The organism is Novipirellula rosea (genome assembly GCF_039541335.1).
GTDB classification, from domain to species: domain Bacteria; phylum Planctomycetota; class Planctomycetia; order Pirellulales; family Pirellulaceae; genus Novipirellula; species Novipirellula rosea.
This window is the reverse complement of record NZ_BAABGA010000073.1, coordinates 23,632-41,210: the sequence shown is the minus strand read 5'-3', so window position 1 is coordinate 41,210 and position 17,579 is coordinate 23,632. Positions and strand designations below refer to the sequence as shown.

Annotated in this window: 11 protein-coding genes; 6 read left to right on the top strand and 5 right to left on the bottom strand. The window is 54.2% G+C overall.

Features of this window, described 5'->3' with window-relative positions; genetic code table 11:
* The first annotated feature begins 4 nt into the window (after nt 1–4).
* Together ABD971_RS25795 and ABD971_RS25790 are read left to right on the top strand one after the other, a co-directional pair.
* Nucleotides 5–3,097 carry a valine--tRNA ligase gene (locus ABD971_RS25795; RefSeq protein ID WP_345326741.1) on the top strand — a complete coding sequence of 1,031 codons (3,093 nt, stop codon included), beginning with the start codon at nt 5–7 and terminating at the stop codon, nt 3,095–3,097.
* Between the two features lie 104 nt (nt 3,098–3,201).
* On the top strand, nt 3,202–4,029 hold the full coding sequence (locus ABD971_RS25790) for a hypothetical protein (protein WP_339942233.1): 828 nt from the start codon (nt 3,202–3,204) through the stop codon (nt 4,027–4,029).
* 116 nt (nt 4,030–4,145) lie between these two features.
* Here the strand turns inward: ABD971_RS25790 and ABD971_RS25785 are convergent, their stop codons facing one another.
* The 3 genes from ABD971_RS25785 to ABD971_RS25775 form a co-directional block, all read right to left on the bottom strand.
* A complete protein-coding gene (locus ABD971_RS25785; protein ID WP_345326740.1) occupies nt 4,146–5,789 on the bottom strand; it encodes an arylsulfatase in 1,644 nt (547 codons plus the stop codon).
* Nucleotides 5,790–5,853: 64 nt separating this feature from the next.
* Nucleotides 5,854–7,851 (bottom strand): NHL repeat-containing protein, encoded by a 1,998-nt coding sequence (locus tag ABD971_RS25780; RefSeq protein ID WP_345326739.1) that lies wholly within the window; start codon nt 7,849–7,851, stop codon nt 5,854–5,856.
* A gap of 237 nt (nt 7,852–8,088) precedes the next feature.
* A complete protein-coding gene (locus tag ABD971_RS25775; protein ID WP_345326738.1) occupies nt 8,089–9,309 on the bottom strand; it encodes an OmpP1/FadL family transporter in 1,221 nt (406 codons plus the stop codon).
* A 915-nt stretch (nt 9,310–10,224) separates the two neighbouring features.
* Here ABD971_RS25775 and ABD971_RS25770 point away from each other — a divergent pair.
* The 4 genes from ABD971_RS25770 to ABD971_RS25755 all read left to right on the top strand — a co-directional run bounded on the left by ABD971_RS25770 (nt 10,225) and on the right by ABD971_RS25755 (nt 15,734).
* Nucleotides 10,225–13,401, top strand: a complete 3,177-nt coding sequence (locus ABD971_RS25770; RefSeq protein ID WP_345326737.1) for a two-component regulator propeller domain-containing protein — start codon at nt 10,225–10,227, stop codon at nt 13,399–13,401.
* A complete protein-coding gene (locus tag ABD971_RS25765; RefSeq protein WP_339942238.1) occupies nt 13,398–14,024 on the top strand; it encodes a response regulator transcription factor in 627 nt (208 codons plus the stop codon). Before ABD971_RS25770 ends, ABD971_RS25765 begins: the two co-directional genes overlap by 4 nt.
* 361 nt (nt 14,025–14,385) lie before the next feature.
* Nucleotides 14,386–14,757: a response regulator transcription factor gene (locus tag ABD971_RS25760; protein ID WP_339942239.1), complete on the top strand. Its 372-nt coding sequence runs from the start codon at nt 14,386–14,388 to the stop codon at nt 14,755–14,757.
* Between the two features lie 356 nt (nt 14,758–15,113).
* Complete coding sequence (locus ABD971_RS25755; protein ID WP_339942240.1) at nt 15,114–15,734, top strand: hypothetical protein; 621 nt, start codon at nt 15,114–15,116, stop codon at nt 15,732–15,734.
* 147 nt (nt 15,735–15,881) lie between these two features.
* Here ABD971_RS25755 and ABD971_RS25750 read toward each other — a convergent pair whose 3' ends face one another.
* Both ABD971_RS25750 and ABD971_RS25745 read right to left on the bottom strand, forming a co-directional pair.
* Nucleotides 15,882–16,646: a hypothetical protein gene (locus ABD971_RS25750; RefSeq protein WP_345326736.1), complete on the bottom strand. Its 765-nt coding sequence runs from the start codon at nt 16,644–16,646 to the stop codon at nt 15,882–15,884.
* Nucleotides 16,643–17,578 carry an ABC transporter ATP-binding protein gene (locus ABD971_RS25745; RefSeq protein WP_339942242.1) on the bottom strand — a complete coding sequence of 312 codons (936 nt, stop codon included), beginning with the start codon at nt 17,576–17,578 and terminating at the stop codon, nt 16,643–16,645. The genes ABD971_RS25750 and ABD971_RS25745 overlap by 4 nt, the downstream gene beginning before the upstream one ends.
* Between the last annotated feature and the right edge of the window lies 1 nt (nt 17,579).

Here is a 17,579-nt window from a genome sequence, read left to right as displayed (position 1 = left end):
AATCATGACGATTCCGACTCGATTTGACCATTCGGACGCTGTAGCGGACATTGCCAAAGCTTGGGAAGATGCAAGATGCGCTCACGCCGAACCCAATCCTGATCGCAAACCCTTTACGATTGTGATCCCACCTCCGAACGTGACCGGGGCGCTGCACCTTGGTCATGGCTTGAACAACACGCTGCAAGACATCGTCATTCGCACCAAGCGAATGCAAGGTTTTGAAACGCTGTGGATGCCTGGCACCGATCATGCCGGAATCGCGACGCAAGCGGTGGTTGAAAAACGACTCAAAGAACAAGAGAACAAGTCGCGTCACGATCTTGGTCGCGAAGCGTTGGTGCAGCGGATCTGGGATTGGAAAGAACAATACGAAAAACGCATCCTCGACCAACTCAAACGCATGGGATGCAGTTGCGATTGGGAGCGAGTTCGATTCACCTTGGACGACCGCTGCGCTGCCGCGGTGCGAGCGACCTTCTTTGATCTGTTCAGCAAGAAACGCATCTACCGCGGCAAACGTCTGGTCAATTGGGACACTTATTTGCAGACCGCGGTCAGCGATGATGAAGTGATCAACCAGACCGAGAAAGGCCATTTTTGGCACATCTTCTACCCGGTCGTTGATCCCAAGTCCGGCGAACCGTCGCGAATCGAAATCGCCACCACGCGGCCTGAAACGATGCTAGGCGACAGCGCCGTCGCGGTGCATCCCGATCCCGAAGCGGCGATGGACAAGCTCGAAGCGGATCTGAAAACAAAGCGTGAAACCGCATCAGCCGGCGAAAAGAGTGAGATCGATAAACAAATCGAAGCCCTCGCGGATCGCCGCAAAACGATGCTGCCGCTGCTGATCCAATTGCGTGACATGGCGTTGGACGGTCGCAAAGTGATGTTGCCGTTGATGAATCGTGAAATCCCAATCGTTGCCGACGAATGGGCCAAACCCGAGATGGGGACCGGATGCGTCAAGATCACGCCGGCGCACGACCCGAATGACTACGAAGTCGGAAAACGGGTTGGATTGGCGATGATCAATATCCTGAACGCCGACGGAACGATGAATTCCGAAACCGGCGCTTACGAAGGTTTGACGATCAAAAAGACACGAGCCAAGGTACTCGAAGATCTCGAGGCACTCGATCTGCTTGGCGAAATCGAGGATCGTGAAATCGAGTTGCCACTGAGCGACCGCAGCAAGACACCGATCGAACCGTACTTGGCCGACCAGTGGTTCGTGGCGATGGAAGAGTTGGCTCAATCCGCCATGGATGCCGTTTCGACCGAGCAAGTCAAGATTTTCCCCGAGCGTTATCGCAAAGGCTATCTCGATTGGTTGAGCGAAAAACGCGATTGGCCGGTCAGTCGTCAATTGTGGTGGGGGCATCAAATTCCGATTTGGTCGCTGGGTGGGATCAGCGAAGCCGATGCAAACGCGGCCGCGGAAAAGATCAAAGCGTTTTCGGAATATGCATCGGGCAAGATTGCCGATCGGATTGATGAAAACGAAGATGGCACCTACTCGCTATTCGTTTGTTTGCGAAGCGATGATCCAAAGCTCGAAGCGAAAGTCGAGGGGTTGGGGTTGGTCCGCGACCCCGATGTTCTGGATACGTGGTTCTCATCGGCGTTATGGCCTCATAGCACGCTCGGATGGCCCGAGCAAACTGCGGAACTCGAGTACTTTTACCCGACCAGCACGCTGATCACCTCGCGTGACATCATCACGTTGTGGGTCGCGCGAATGGTATTGATGGGGCTCAATAACGTCGGCAAGATCCCATTTAACGAGGTCTTCATTCACCCCAAAATCCTCGATGGATTGGGGGAAACGATGAGCAAGAGCAAAGGCAACGGCGTTGACCCGATTGACGTGATCGAAAAGTTTGGTCCCGATGCACTGCGTTTTGGATTGGCTCGGTTGGCAACCGAAACGCAAGACGTGCGGATGCCGGTCCAGTACGAGTGTCCGCATTGCGAAAAATTGATTGACCAAACGAAGAAGAACCGATCCTTGCCGAAGCTGGATTGCCCAGAGTGCAAGAAAACATTCTCGACTCAGTGGGCTGAATCCGCCGCGGACAAGACGCATCCGCGAGCCGCGGTGGTCAGCGAGCGATTTGAAACCGCTCGCAACTTCGTCAACAAGTTGTGGAACGCAGCTCGGTTTGCCTTGATGAATTTCGAAGGCTACGAAGCACAGGAAATCGATGTCAAATCGTTGCCGCTGGAAGACCGCTGGTTACTCAGTCGATTGTCGACGGTGACAAAGCAGGTAACCGAAGCAACCGAGCACTACCATTTTGCCGAAGCCTCGCGAATCCTTTACGATTTTGCCTGGGACGAATTCTGCAGCTTCTACGTCGAAATCGCCAAACCACGATTGTCCGACGATTCGCTTCGTGGGGTCACTCAGTCGGTGATGGCTCACGGGCTCGATACGCTGCTGCGTCTATTGCACCCGATCATGCCGTTTGTGACCGAATCAATTTGGGGTTACTTGAACGAAGCGGCTCCAAAACGGGGTGTTCCGTCGCCTGCGGATGCTCCGCAGTTTGTGATGACCGCGGCTTGGCCGATCGCCGAAGCGGCACATTACGACGAGGGCATTGAACGGCAATTCAACGAGTTCCAAGAAGTCGTCGGAGCGATCCGCCGCATCCGTGCGAGCCAAAACATTGCTCCACGAGATACGGTGCCCGTGGCGATCCGCTGTAGCGAGTCATCGCAAGCACTTTTGGAACCGATGCGGACCTATTTCCAAGGACTCGCCGGCGCCGATGTTGTGGAACTGAGCCCCACGGCGAAGCCGTTTGAGATCGATGCCCCCTTGGCGATCACCGGACTGGACATCGAGGTGCACGTCGACTTAGAGCAGTTCATCGACTTTGCAGCCGAGTTGGCTCGCTTAGAAAAACTGCGAGACCAGGTGGTCAAACAGATTGGCGGAAAAGAGCAGAAGCTCTCGAACGAAAACTTCGTCGCTCGCGCCCCCGCAGAGGTAGTAGCGAAAGAACGCGAGTCGCTCGAAGAATTGAAACGACAACTCGAATCAGTTGAAAATGACATTCAGCGACTCAAAACTAAACTCGGTTAAACGCTAGACTCGGGTCGCAAAGCAGTTCAAGATAGTTTGCGGGGGCAACCGCGAACTTTTGGCCGCTGCGTTGTCGCACACATTCTCCTTATTGGCTTTTTGCAATGCCTATTAAAATGACTTGCCAATGTGGCAAAGTGCTCAATATTCCGGACGCTGCGGCTGGCAAAGCGGTCAAATGTCCTGGCTGTCAAACGGTATTGAAAGTGCCTGCGGCAACCGCAGCAGCTAAACCCAAGCAAGCGGCCGCTCCGGCACAACCGGCCCGTCGTCCCGCAGCGGCACCTGCACCGGCGCCCGCAGCGACCAGCAATCGCTTGGATGACTTGTTTGACGAAGAAGGGTTTAGTCAACAAGTCGCTGCAATCTGTCCGGCATGCCGGGCAGAGATGAAAGCCAACGCGGTGTTGTGCACTCAGTGTGGTTACAACAAGCAAACCGGTGACCGGCTGTCCGGTCATCAGACGCCTGGATTGGATGTATCGCACGGCACTCTCGCTCTGCAAAAAGCGGCCGCCGATATGGCGCGTGCCAAAGAGACGCAGGATCGGTTGTCAGGCAACAATGGGATGCCGACCTGGATGTTGGCGCTTGTGTTGTTTTTGATCGTCAGCTCGACGGGGATTGCCGTGGTTGCGATCAATGTGTCGCGTCAACTCGATGGCGGAGGCGGCTTCAATCCAATCGCGACGTTCCTTGTGTTAGGGTTCGGAGCGTGCATGGTGATCTCGCAAGGAGCTCAGCTGATGGTGATCGTCAAAGCGTTCAAAAAGGACATCAAAACTGGTTTGTTGACCCTGTTTGTTCCGTTTTACATCCTCTATTTTGTCATCAAGAATTGGCGCGAGACCGGGCGACTGTTTATCACCGCTGTGTTGATGGGGATGGTCGCGGGTGGTTTTCTCGCAGGCGCGATTTCCGCAGGCCTGTGATGAGGCGGTGATGCTGCCTGGGGGGGCTCCGATGCGACCCCCGTAAAACTGTCCCGGTGACTGCGGCTCGATGGACCGAGTTGGGTTTCGCGTCGCCACCGACCCTGTTGCGGTTCTCACCCACCATGATGAGACTGTACGGCTGCCTGGATTTGTTCCTTCACCGCCTCGAGATTAAATGATGCCCCCTTTTGCATCGGCGGAAACTCGATGGCCGTTTTCGCGAGTTCCGCTACCTTCTTTTGCACGAAGATGAATCGCCAAAATTCGCGAGCATAGAAGGACATCATGTAATCGGACGAACCAACGCCCCAGTTATGATCGCTATAGCGTTCAAACGGGTCACGCCGCAGGTTGTGAATGATTGGCATGTTCAATTTGTTTTTGGCACCCGGCCATCCTTCGGGTTGTTCGATGAACACATATTTCCAATCACCGATTCGCACCGCTCCGAGACTCGATTCACTAAAATACCAAACCTCTTCCCGTTGACTGCTGTCACCCTTGGTAAGCATGTCCAATTGGTTGTAACCATCCAAGTGAACTTTGTAGGTTCGGTCGCCCATTTTCTTACCCTGCTTTAGCTGTTCCGAGATATTCGGATTTCCCGCGGCGGCGGCCAATGTGGGCAGCCAATCCATGCCGGATGTGATTCCGTTTTGCACACTGCCAGCAGGGATGTGTTTTGGCCATCGCATAACCATCGGTGCGCGAAAGCCTCCTTCGGTCGTCATCCCCTTGGTTCCTTTGAACGGTGTATTTCCACCATCGGGCCACGTAAACACTTCGGTGCCGTTGTCGGTGGTGACGCCGATGATGGTGTTGTCGGCAATTCCCATTTCTTCCAGCTTGCTGATGATCGATCCGACGATGTCGTCAAACTGGGCCATGCCCGCTTCTTGTAGACCGTAGTTGTCTTGCCCCTCGAGTGCTTTGTATTTGTCATTCAAATGAGTGAAGATGTGCATCCGCGTGGGGTTCAGCCAAACAAAGAACGGTTTGTCATCCTGCTGCGCTTTCTGCATGAAATTGGTGGTCAGTTCTAAGATGTGATCATCAATGTCTTCCATGTTGTGCGTGATGCCGTCGGTGGGATGCGGCGGCAACGGGCCTTTGTCCTCAATCTTTTGCTTGCCGATTTTTCCCCAACGAGGTTGCACGGTCGGATCGTCCACGTCGCTGGCCCAGGAATGAACAAGATTGCGTGGTCCGATCTGGTCAAGCAGATCTTTGGGATATCCAGGCCAAAAAGGATCGGACATCGCATCAAGGTGATACAGGTATCCAAAGAATTCGTCGAAGCCGTGGACGGTGGGCAGGAACTCGTTCAAGTCGCCTAAATGGTTCTTGCCAAACTGGCCCGTCGTGTACCCCATGTCTTTTAGCACCGTGGCGATCGTTGGCGCGTCGGCGGGCAAACCGATCGGCGATCCTGCTTGCCCCACCGTGGTCATTCCCGTTCGATAGGGAAGCATGCCTGTAATAAAGTTGGCGCGACCGGCCGTGCAACTCGCTTCGGCATAGTAGTCGGTGAACATCATCCCCTCGCGTGCCAAACGATCAATGTTCGGCGTCTTGCCCGACATCATGCCACGGTGATAGGCGCCGATGTTGAACCAACCGATGTCATCGCCCATGATCATGATGATGTTGGGCTGCTTGGTTTGGGCGTGCAAGGTTGCGGGAATTGCGATCAGCGCAATCGCCAGCAGAGAGAGACGAATTTTTTGAAGGTACCGCATGTCGGGACTCATTGGCATCGAGAAAAGTTTGCTGGAATTGGGCCCAGTGCCCTATCGCGTTTGTTGACTAAGAAATACGAACTCAATTCGCTGCGCGAACGACCCCCATTCGTGGCGATTGCACCGGAGCCGCCACGCCGTAGATGATCGTGATGCCGGAACCACCACCCCAAGTCGAAGTGGGGCGGTTTGGATCCGGGGCAGCCGCAGCGTTGAGATTGTTCCAATTGTTCGCCGCCCAAACGTTGCCTGCCGGATCGATCGAAACATCGGTCAGCATCTGGATGCTGCCGCCTTTGAAGACGTGAAGCACATCGCCGGTCTTGATGTCCGCCGCGTGTCCTCGGGGGGTGTCGCCGGCCATCAGCACCACGCCGCGCCCCCAGAAATTGCCGATCCAAACGTCGTCGTTGCCATCCACATTCAAACCCCATGGGACGCTAACCTGTTTGTCGCCACTGAATCCGTTGGGCGCGGGCTGGCTGCCATCAGGGCGGATCATGTTGACTACACCGGTGACCATTGTGGGATCGCTCGAGAGCACCTTGAGCATATGTGCAGCAGCGATTTTAAATTGCTGCATGATCGATGCCCCGTCGGGGATGACGGGGGGCGGGAAGTCGAGTGACATGTTGCTAGCGACCCAAACATTGCCTTTCGAGTCGAGCGCGAGGGCACGAACGCCCATTCCCACACGGAACGATTCTGCCTTGGAAGGATCGTCGACAGGAAAGCGAACCACTTTGTCGGATTGCGAGTTGCTGACCCAGACGCGGTTCTGGGGATCGATGACGATGTCAAACGGTGACTTCAGACCCGGGACCTTCACGATCTGACCTGCCTTTACTTCTCCGCCGCGAAAATAGAGCAGTTGATTTTGGACACCGTCGGCGATCCAAACATCTCCGTTTGCGGCGACCCCGATGCCCATCAGGCCAAGTAACTTCTCTGTAAATGGCAGATCGCTTTCGACGGCGGCGGGTTTGCCGGCAAAATCCAAAACGAGAATTTTTCCGTTGAAGCTCGTCGCCCAAACCTTGTCACGCGTGACCGCAGTGCCCCAGCCGACTCCGTCGATTCCCATGCCGGTGTAGCCGGTGATCGGTGGCGATAGAGCTTTACCATTTGGCGAGAGTTTTGAAACGCCTCCACCAATGCTTTGGTTGACACCCGACTGCGATCCCGCCATCCAATTCTGACCGCTCCAAAGGTTACCCTCGGCATCAAACATCAGCCGTCCAGGCGAGTAAACACCGCCGCCAGCAAAGCACAGCGAGAGGGTGAAGTCATCTGGAGCGTAGGCGAGATAAGGGACAAACGGCGCGCTCCGTCGCGAGCCGTCCTTGGGTTGCGGATAGGCTTCCTCGAACAGCGAAAAGATTTCCTTAGGGGCTGCCCACGGCGTGCGAGCGATGCTGACCATCGCATCAAGCGTATCGACCGGAGCGGTGCCGCCAGGCGGGGTTGCTGCCTTCAGCAACTTGGCACCCCATGCGTCATCTGTGACGCGGGCAAACGCGGTGATCATCGACCCGAGCGTGTTCAGAGTTGCAAGTGTCGTGGTTTGGGTGCTATTGAGCGGGTTAAGAAGCACCTGTCCCCACTGACCTGTGACCGGATCGACCAGATTGGGAGTGTTGCTAGCTGCAATTCGCAGCCCTAATGGATTTCCACGAATCGAGTGTCCTTCAATAAACTGTGCGGCCGTGAAAGCGGATGCGACTGTGGTCAATTCGTTAACCACGACGTTGGCACGCGGGACGTTGTCGAGCAGCGAAAGTAGGACGAGAGGTTTTGCCGGATCGCTGGCGATCAGGTACAGCACCCCATCCTCGCGACCCGAATCGCTGGAAACCAAAAAAGAACCATCGTCACGTGTGACGGCGGTGGCGAGCTTGAGTGGTGCATCGCTGCCTTGAGTTGCAAAAAGCGTGACCTTGACTCCGCTGATCGGTTGACCGCCAAGTTCAACACGCCCCAGTATATCCGCAGCCGAAATCGTCAAGCACGGCAAGCAGAACGCCAAAAGAAACAGTGCGAAACCAAGGGATTGGTTTCGGTTCAGAAAAACGGGTTTCATCGAATTTTCCCCGGGGGTAGGGGCCTAGCTCAAGTATGCAGGCCGGTACCACTAATATCGGGGACGCTAAACCAATCACAATTACACCTTGGTGTAACTTGGCCTCAAGAGAGTCAAACGACCTCTGTCACTTGACCCGTCAAGCCTTGAGCTGCTTGCCGACGGATCGGGTCGGGCTTCTCTCCCAAAACACTGTGAAGATCTCTCAAGACAATGTGAAAAACTCGATGCGGCGATTTACGATCCGCGGCAAAAACGCCAAGTCAAACCGAAGCCAACCCAATAACCTTCCAACGACGCCGTTGTCGTCGAAAACGTTTGCGATTCCTTGAACATGCCCCCGGCGAAAAGATCAAGATCGACGCCTGGTAGCACATCAAGAACGCCGACGCCTGCGGTAATGCGGTGCTGCGTGATCGCCGCAAGTTGGCCTTGGATGTAGCGAATGTGGTCGCGGTCGCCAGGCGGTGAAACTCCGCCGATATTATCCGCTACATTCCCTCGCATCGGGTTTTCGTTGAATGCGTAACCCATTCGCATTTTCAGTCGCGAGCTATACGAATATTGCGCACCGCACTGCAATGACCACTGATCGTCGTAAATCGCTCGAAAGAAATCAGTATCAGAGTAATTCTGGTAAACACCATCGATCGCCAACAACAACTTGCCGTCCATCAGCGACGTATTGGAGATCCCCAAACCCAAGATTTCAGGCCGGTCAACGGAAACGTTTAAAGCGGGACCTACAGAAAATCGAACAAGGTTATCAAACGTGTAATCGACTTGCGATTTCCAATACATTCCAACAGTCGTATCGACCGGCAATTGGTAGTTGACGCCCAGGCCACCACGTAGCGCGTAATCGGAAGAGGCACCGGTGATACCCACAAACGGTCCGTCCATGGTGGCGCTGGAGAGTACAAATGTGGATCCGATCGAGAGTCGGTCGGTCAGATCAACGCCAGCACTCGCAACAATATCCAACGCGGAAAGATAGACGTGAGTCCCGTTGGACTCGGGCACGTTACGAAAATCGCCGGACGCGCCCGCACCCGACATCAACCCGAGTCCGGTCGTGATCGGAAATCCCATCGCGGTAAAGTCTTGAGTGACTCCGATGTTTGCCGCAGCAATCCCTTGAGCATCCGATTTGGATTGATCAAACTCGGAGACACCAAAGGCGGGTAGGTCAGCGGATTGGGTGACGTTGTACGTCGGTTCGATCCAAGCACTACTGAGCGAAAACTGCGTGCCACGGAATTGGGTTAGCGTTGCTGGGTTACCATAAATCGCTGATTGCAGGTCTTGTGGTTTGGCAATACTCGCCCCCGCCATCCCGCCCGAGGCCGGCATCACATTGTTCATTAGCTCGATCCCAAACGATTGAGCTTTTGCGTCGGTAGTACACATCGTCGCCGCAACGACGGTTACTCCAATCCATACGATTCGCTTGAACATACTGGCCTCCTGCCATTTGAATCTTCGCTCGCGAGTAACCAACGGTGGTACCGGCACGGCATCCCCTGTTGTGCCTATCGTCGCGGGTGTTGCAAGCGGTACAACCCAAACACCGCAAGGGGGGCGGGATGAGCACGGGGCGTCCGGTGATGCGAAACAATCGGCACAAATTATCACCGAGTTTGAATCACCTTGCGAAGCCCACGTGTGTTCCGTCTGTCCTTCCCAACCGCATCGCGGTCGAATCATTCCCACTGGCTTTGGTCAGTTTTTTGATCGCTGCAACGCGATCTCAAAGCGGTATTTATCCCATTAGATGAACGCAGCAAAATGCAGCGGTGAGCAGCTTTGTTTGGAATTGCTCGTAAATGAACCTGAGTTTTCGGCGACTACGGAGTGACGTTTGTGTTCGGTATTCCGAAGTCGAGTGCAGGAGAGTCTTAAGCGGATCGATTAGGATCTACATTTGCTCTTTGAAATGGGGTGGGTCGCCGACTTCATGAACCGCAGCAATTCCCGTTGCAGCGTTCGTCTGCGCTGTGACGGATAGGCACAATGTGTGACGTAAAGGGCCAGTGGCAGGTAAATCCTCGTTGTAGTTCGAAGCCCCGAACCCAAAAGTTGCATCCGATTGTTGCTACGGGTTACGAAAACGCCCCTGGCCAAAATGCCGCGTGGCGCTACGATTAAAAATAACTTTAGCATGAACGCTTCAGATAGGCAGTCCTTTTCGTTCGCGAACGACTACACTTTCGTAGGACACCGCGAACTCTTTTCTTAATCCTCTGCTGGTATCTGATCATCGTTTTCCGTTCGAAACGTGTCAGGCCAGATTGCGAAACTTTTGTGAATCGTCGCTGGGGTGATGTCCCCTTCATCAGAAATGCGAGAGTCTGGATTGCATCAGCTTTGCTGATGCATGCGGTTGCAATCGGCCGCGGCGAAGGTCACTCCGCGGATCGAAAACTTTCTTCGCAATCACAAACGCTACAGCTCAATCCTGGGCTATCGCTGGATCAATACGTGTCTCGTCACTGGACAATGCAGGACGGGCTGCCCTCGGACCAAGTGGTCGACATCATCCAAACGTCCGATGGTTATCTGTGGCTGGCGACAGTGCGCGGATTGGCACGGTTTGATGGATTGCATTTTACGATCTTTAATCGTGCCAACACGCCGGTGTTTGTCACGAATCAAATCAGCAAGCTTTGTCGGAGTCGAGATTCCGCGTTTTGGATCGGCACTGAGCGTGGCGGGCTGATTCATTGCCGACTTGGCCAACCACCTGTGTTCCAGCGTTCTGACGAATTGCTAGGACATCCGATTCAGTGTTTGTTTGAGGATCGTGAGGGCACACTTTGGATCGGAACGGAGGCGGAAACATGGACCGTCGTCGACGCCCAGTGCATTTGTCGGCCCGATGCTCCACTGAATGTACGAGCCATTTGTGAAGATGAAAATGGAACGCTGTGGCTGGGCGCGGCGATTTGGATGCAGTCTCGACCAGACCAACTGGCGGCAACAACGATTCAGCCCAAACCCGGACTGTATCGCCGTGACGATGATGGCTTTTACCGGTTCACGCAGGCCGACGGATTTCCCGACGTGCCGTCCGCCGACTCGATCACGGCACTTTGTTCGGATCACCAGGGTGGGTTGTGGATTGGCACGCTAGGTCGTTCCTTGTTCCGTTATCAGAACGGAAAATTTCAAGACCACGCTGCGGCGCTCGGTCCAAAAGCCTCAAATTACTTGCGGCTATATCAAGACCGCAGCCAGCAGTTATGGATTAGCACTTTTGCCGCCGGTTGTTACCGTCTTGTTCACGACAAGGCCACGAAGCTTTCCATCGGAAACCGGCCGGTGGTTTGTCTTGCCGAGGACCGTGAAGGAAATCTTTGGTTTGGCGGCGGTCAACGCGGTCTTCGCAGCATCCGCAATCCGGAACTTGCCAAGCTCAAACTCGATCAACGAGTCATGATGCGATGCGTCGTCGAAGACGCTGCGGGGGATCTCTGGTTCGGCAGTGGCAATCCTGGATCGAAAGATCGTCGAACGGGACTGCATCGTTTAGACGACGGAGTTTTTGTAAATTTCGGCACCGATCAGGGGCTGCCGACAAATCTGGTAACGGGACTGGCCCTTGGATCGGAGGGTCGGTTATGGATCGGTACGAACAAGGGGTTGGTTTGTCGTGACCAGGATCGGTGGACCACGTTTACAACCGATGACGGACTGGGACGAGATTGGATTCGTAACGTCTACGTTGACCACAACGATGTGGTGTGGATCGGTTTTTGGGAAGGCGGTTTGCAACGAATGCAGGACGGCACTTTCACTCGCGTCGCGGAATTTAGTGATGCCGATGTCAACTGGTTTCATGAAGATGCCAGTGGACAGCTTTGGATTGGATCCAATCGTGGATTGTACCGCTGGATCGACGGCAAGCTGCAGCGAGTCCGCGACGTTGTGCTCGACGAGCTGTCGACGATCAGCTATACGGCATGCTGCGAGAACGATCAAGGTAATCTTTGGATCGGGACCAGTGGCGGCGGATTGTGTCGCTATGCAGCGGGTCGTTTTTCCAATTGGACCAGCGCCCAGGGATTGTACGAGGATTGCATTCATGCGATCGCCGAGGACAAACAGGGGTGTTTGTGGCTTGGAGGACCCCATGGTCTGTCATCCGTGTCGGTGCAGGCACTCGAGGAAATCGACGCTGGCATCGAAACACGACTCCAGGTTCGAGTGCATCCGATTAGTAGTGGATTGGACCAACCTCGCATCGAACGCAACTACCGTCCCAATGTTGCGCAGCGAAAGGACGGATCCATCTGGTTTGTGACCACCGGTGGTACTGTGATCGTACCGGCGAACGGACCTTATCAGCAACCGCTTGCCCCGATCGTCCACATTGAAGATGTTCAGGTTAACGGCAAGTCACGACTTCCCAGCTCGGTGCTCGAGATACAATCGGGATCAAGGCACGTCGACTTTCATTTTACTGCGAATACGTTTACCGCCTCGGAGCAGGCGGTTTTTCGCTACCGGCTGGACGGATTCGATGATGAATGGATCGATGCTGGCGGTCAACGATCCGCCAGTTATACCGAATTGCCCCCGGGCGAATACGTCTTCCGAGTCACTGCGGACAATGGACAAAGCGTCTGGAGCGAAGCCGGAGCGACGGTGGGATTAATGGTGATTCCTCGCTGGTGGGAAATCAGCTGGGTGCGAGTCGCCGGTCTGCTGGCGACGATTGCCGTGGTGGTCGGTTACGTTCGGCATCGGATACAGGCAACCCACAAAATTAACGTCGCGTTGCGGCGTGAAATCAATGAACGAAAGCGAGCGGAAGAGCAGTCCCAGACGAATTTCCTGCAGCTTGCTCGCGTCTCTCGCGCGGCAAGCATGGGAGAGTTGACCACGTCGATAGCACACGAAGTGAAGCAGCCACTTTTCGCGATCGTCAGCAATGCACAAACGGCCCAGCGGCTGCTCGACCGCGAGCAACCGGATGTCAATGAAGTTCGCGAGGCTTTGATCGATATCTCCAGCGATGGTAATCGTGCCGCTGATATCATCGATCGCGTGCGTTCGCTAGTGAAAAAAGAACACTGCCCTTGCGTCCTGTTGCACTTAGACGAGGTGGCACGTGAGGCGATTCGATTGGTTGAACCAGAGATCTGTCGACGAGGATTAGTCATCGATACCCAATTTGCAAACCATCTTCCGGCGATTTATGGCGATTCGGTTGAACTGCAACAAGTCATCCTTAACTTGTTGATCAACGCGGCTCAAGCGATCGACCCGTTGGCATCCGATTCCGATCGGCTGACGGTCAGCATCACGGCCGGCGACGATGCGGTCGAACTTGCGGTCAAGGATCATGGCAAAGGCTTCGCCGAGGGGCGAGTCGATCGATTGTTCGAACCGTTCTACACCACCAAGCCTGATGGCACAGGGATGGGGCTTGCCATCAATCGTACTATCATCCAGGCACACGGTGGACGGATCTGGGCCGAGAAAAATAGTGATCACGGGATGACTTTTCGATTTGTATTGCCTACGCCTCAGGAGATTGCGTCATGAGCGACCCCAACGCCACTGTGTACGTTATTGACGACGATGCATCGATCCGTAAAGCGATGACACGAATGTTTAAGTCGCTTGATTTGCAAGTCCTTACCTTTGAAAACGCCGACGAATTCTTGCACTACCCGCGACCGGATCAGGCAGGTTGCCTGATCTTGGACGTCTATATGCCGGGGCTCAGCGGCATTCAGCTTCAGCAGCAGTTAGTGGCCAGCGATTTTGATCTGCCGATTGTGTTCATTACCGGCGAAGGCGACATCCCAATGACCGTCCAAGCCATCCAGGCCGGCGCGATCGACTTCCTGCCCAAACCGGTCGATGATCAAAAACTGATCGATACCGTGCAGCACGCGATTGATCGCAACGCACACGATCGAACCGAGTTTGCCCAACGGCGTGAATTCCGCGAGCGATTCGATTCACTTTCGAAACGAGAAAACGATGTCATCATGCTCGTGATCTGTGGGCTGTTGAATAAACAAATTGCCAGACGGTTGGGGATCACCGAAAACACCGTCAAAGTCCATCGGGGTCGCGCGATGGTGAAAACTGAAGTCGATTCGGTTGCGGAATTGGTGCGGCTTTGCGAACACGCCGGTATCGCACCAGCGGAAGATTGATCGCACGCCGCCGATCTCACGACACTCCTCACTGGAAAACAAAATGCGGGGGTGAAACGCCTAATACCATCTGCTTTCGTCCTAACCGGGTGGTTTCTATAGCGGTGCGGCGCGAGCCGCCCGGTAGATTTCGAACGTTTAACTCGCTGCAACCGGGCAGCTTGTGTTGCGGACGCTAGCTAACCTAGATGGCATTGGACGCGACCAAAGTAGATGGGGAGACACCCGCGCGACCGCCGCCAATAACACTAAAGTCTAATTTCTCTTCAACCCCTTGCCCTCTATGGTGAGTATCAGAGAACGATTAACACGCTGGTGATCCTGAATACAAACGTACGCATGCTAGAACAAAAATACACGCATGGACGAGCCCCTCCGAATTTCGATTGTGGATGATGACGCATCGGTGCGTCGAGCGTTGGACCGACTGTGCAGATCCGCAGGATACATGGTGCTGGCGTATGAATCCGCTGAAGCTTTCTTAGAATTCGCAATCGATCCAATCGATTGCTTGATCCTGGATGTCCATCTGCTGGGCCTCAGCGGACTGCAGCTACAACAGCATTTGCACGATCTCGGCAAACACATCCCAATCGTTTTTGTTACCGCGTTTGAAGATGATTCAACGCGGGGTCAAGCAATTGCAATGGGGGCGTTAGCCTTCTTGCAAAAACCACTCGACAACGAGCAACTACTCGATGTCATTGAAACGACGTTCCGTCATAGCGAATGACGTAACCATTTGCCTTTCCAGGACTTTGATGGTCAAAGTCAATCATTGATTGATACACTTCAAGAAATGGGTCAGCCCGCGTACCGAAGTTCACGCTACGGCGAGTATCCACTACTGGAGTGCTGGGTTGATATCGGAAACCACGCATCAAGGGGACAGTTATGAAACTTCTTACATCGATCTTGGCACTAAGTGGGGCTTTAGTCATCTCCACGGTTCTGGCCCAAGAACCGAACAATGAACGGCCGAATCAACGCGAGCGTCCAAATGCCGGAGAGCGTCCCAATTTACGCGATCGTCCAAATGCAAATGGATCCGAACGTGGGCCGGCAAGAGAAGGAGAGAGAGGCAATCGGATGAACTCGCCCGAGATTCATCATCATTACTATCACCCGGCGGGTGGCTACGGTTATGGCACCAATTATGGGTATGGTTCGGGATACCAATCACGAGGTTTCTCGGGCGGGTTAGCCAGTGGGATTGGCGAAGCACGCGAGGACACTGCCCAAGCCGCCAATACCTATGCGGAAACAGCACATATGGTACAGGAAAACCATAATTACGCAGTGAACAGCTACTATGCCAACCGCGAGGCACGTGACCGATACGTCGCCGCGCATCGCGAGGCGCCTCCGACGGAGCAGGAATTGGAGGCGTTCGGCAAGTCGGCGGAACCAGGACGATTGTCCAACGCCCAGTTTGATCGGTCCACTAATGTGATTCATTGGCCAGGCTTGTTGCGTGATTCCGATTTCACAAGCGATCGTCAAGCGTTGGATCATCTTTTCCACGATCGAACGCCTGACGACAGTGGTTCTATGTCGGCTAGCTATGGCCAGATCCAAAAGGCCTGTGACTCGATGATGAAAACGCTGGGTAAAAAAGATATGAAGGAGCACATGCCAACGGTGACGTTCATTGGATGTGAGCACTTTATCAAGAGCCTAGCCTACGAAGGCAGTTTTGCCGTTAAGTAGACGAGGCAGGATCTGTTGGAGGTTCACGTCCGCTGCCGTGGTCTTACGGTCACGGCAACGACGTATCGGGAGATGGTCTTGGCGGGGAACCGGTATCTGCCCGCAGGCCCGCGGTCAACATCAAGGCTAGATGGGGAGGGACTGTCGTTAATCCTCTTGCTGCGTGGGGTACTCGGTCCGAGTCACTTTGTAAATTGCCACGGCCAATAATGTGATTGTAAAGGCGAATAGCACCAACAGATGCGTTTCCGCTGGTTCGGCCCCGAACACATTTTCGGCACGACTGCGAGCTTCTTCCCACCCCATCCACTGAGCCAATAAACCACGCAGTCGATAGTTAATCGTAAATTTGTTGATCAGCGCCGGCACAAACGAAACACCGTACTCAATTGCCAAGGTGTAAAAGACGGCGCTGACCATCGTGCGTTTGTAAAAGATCACTCCGATCAAGATGTACAGGGCGGCATGCGCAAAGCACGATAGCACCGCCAAAACACACATCACCCACCACATTTGAAATCCTGCGGCCGGTCCGATGATCAATACAGACAGCGTGATCGCGGTGATTGCAGCCGACAGAGTCCATACCACTGCGGTCAAATATTTTCCCAGCAATACCATGGAACGTCCCGACCGCCGCATCGCCAAGTAGATCCATGCTTGGCCTTCCAGTTCGGTACTGATCGCGGGTGTGGCCCACAATAATAGTCCTAGTAAACAGACGACTTCCGGAACGAGGAAGTAGAGCGTGATCCCCCACGGTTCGATGGGATCGATCGGCTCGACCGAGCGCAGCGTGGCAATCAAGGCGACGGGAAACGCGACCAATAGAAACCACATCGCAATGCGGCCAATCGTCAACGATCGACCGAGTTCGAACCGCATCACGTCCAGTGGCAATGTCGCGATCATGCTGATTCTCCGCGGTGATGTTTCAATAACGACGCGAACAAGGCGGCCAAGTTGCCGTCGGCGGTCTGTAATTGATCGATTTGCAGTCCATCCGCTGCAATCCAGCCAGCGATAAGCTCGTAAAACTGACTTGGGTCCCGCAGTGCAATTCGCAATTCGTTTCGTTGATGAGTCAACTGCAACGAATTTACCCAAGGCATGTCCACCAAGTGGTGAATCAATTGCGGCGCATCTCGCCCAATCACGCGGACTTCCTGGGGTGTGTCCGATAGCATCGACTCGATTTCGTCGGCGGTTCCCGAGGCTAGCAATCGGCCTCCGAAAATCAACAAAAACGACGACGTCACCGCCTCGATCTCTTGCAACACATGGCTGGCGAACAGCAGTCCTTTGCCCTGCCGAGTCCACTGCTTCAGTAGCGTCGTCATGTCGTCGCGGCCGACCGGGTCCAACCCATTGTAAGGTTCATCCAAGATCAACAAATCAGGATGATGGGCAATCGCTTGGGCAATTTTCGTACGTTGCCGCATCCCCAACGAATAGGTGCCAATCGGGCGATCCATGGCGGAGGACATGCCCACCAATTCCAATGCCGCCTCGGCCATCGATTCGCTCTCGCTGCGTGAATAGCCGTGCAAGCGAACCAGATACGTCACCCAAGATCTTGCGGAAATATTGGGGTACAAGATGTCTGTCGCTGGGCATAATCCAATGCGCGAAAGCATTTCCCGATGCTGAAATGGATCCTTTCCAAATACGGAAAGACTTCCGAGCGTTGGCCGTAGATGCCCAATCAATAAATTGATCAGCGTCGTTTTTCCAGAGCCATTAGGGCCCACCAAACCGTATGCTCCGGTTGGAAGTGTCAGGGTCAAGTCGTTGACACCGATGACATGGCCATACAATTTTGTGGTGTTGTTAAGTTCGATCATC

What these genes read in the sequence shown, in the direction of transcription:
- ABD971_RS25770 (WP_345326737.1), top strand. Translation starts at nt 10,225, where the DNA reads ATGCATGCGGTTGCAATCGGCCGCGGCGAAGGTCACTCCGCGGATCGA.
- ABD971_RS25775 (WP_345326738.1), bottom strand. Translation starts at nt 9,309, where the DNA reads ATGTTCAAGCGAATCGTATGGATTGGAGTAACCGTCGTTGCGGCGACG.
- ABD971_RS25765 (WP_339942238.1), top strand. Translation starts at nt 13,398, where the DNA reads ATGAGCGACCCCAACGCCACTGTGTACGTTATTGACGACGATGCATCG.
- ABD971_RS25790 (WP_339942233.1), top strand. Translation starts at nt 3,202, where the DNA reads ATGCCTATTAAAATGACTTGCCAATGTGGCAAAGTGCTCAATATTCCG.
- ABD971_RS25745 (WP_339942242.1), bottom strand. Translation starts at nt 17,578, where the DNA reads ATGATCGAACTTAACAACACCACAAAATTGTATGGCCATGTCATCGGT.
- ABD971_RS25785 (WP_345326740.1), bottom strand. Translation starts at nt 5,789, where the DNA reads ATGCCAATGAGTCCCGACATGCGGTACCTTCAAAAAATTCGTCTCTCT.
- ABD971_RS25795 (WP_345326741.1), top strand. Translation starts at nt 5, where the DNA reads ATGACGATTCCGACTCGATTTGACCATTCGGACGCTGTAGCGGACATT.
- ABD971_RS25750 (WP_345326736.1), bottom strand. Translation starts at nt 16,646, where the DNA reads ATGATCGCGACATTGCCACTGGACGTGATGCGGTTCGAACTCGGTCGA.
- ABD971_RS25780 (WP_345326739.1), bottom strand. Translation starts at nt 7,851, where the DNA reads ATGAAACCCGTTTTTCTGAACCGAAACCAATCCCTTGGTTTCGCACTG.
- ABD971_RS25760 (WP_339942239.1), top strand. Translation starts at nt 14,386, where the DNA reads ATGGACGAGCCCCTCCGAATTTCGATTGTGGATGATGACGCATCGGTG.
- ABD971_RS25755 (WP_339942240.1), top strand. Translation starts at nt 15,114, where the DNA reads ATGAACTCGCCCGAGATTCATCATCATTACTATCACCCGGCGGGTGGC.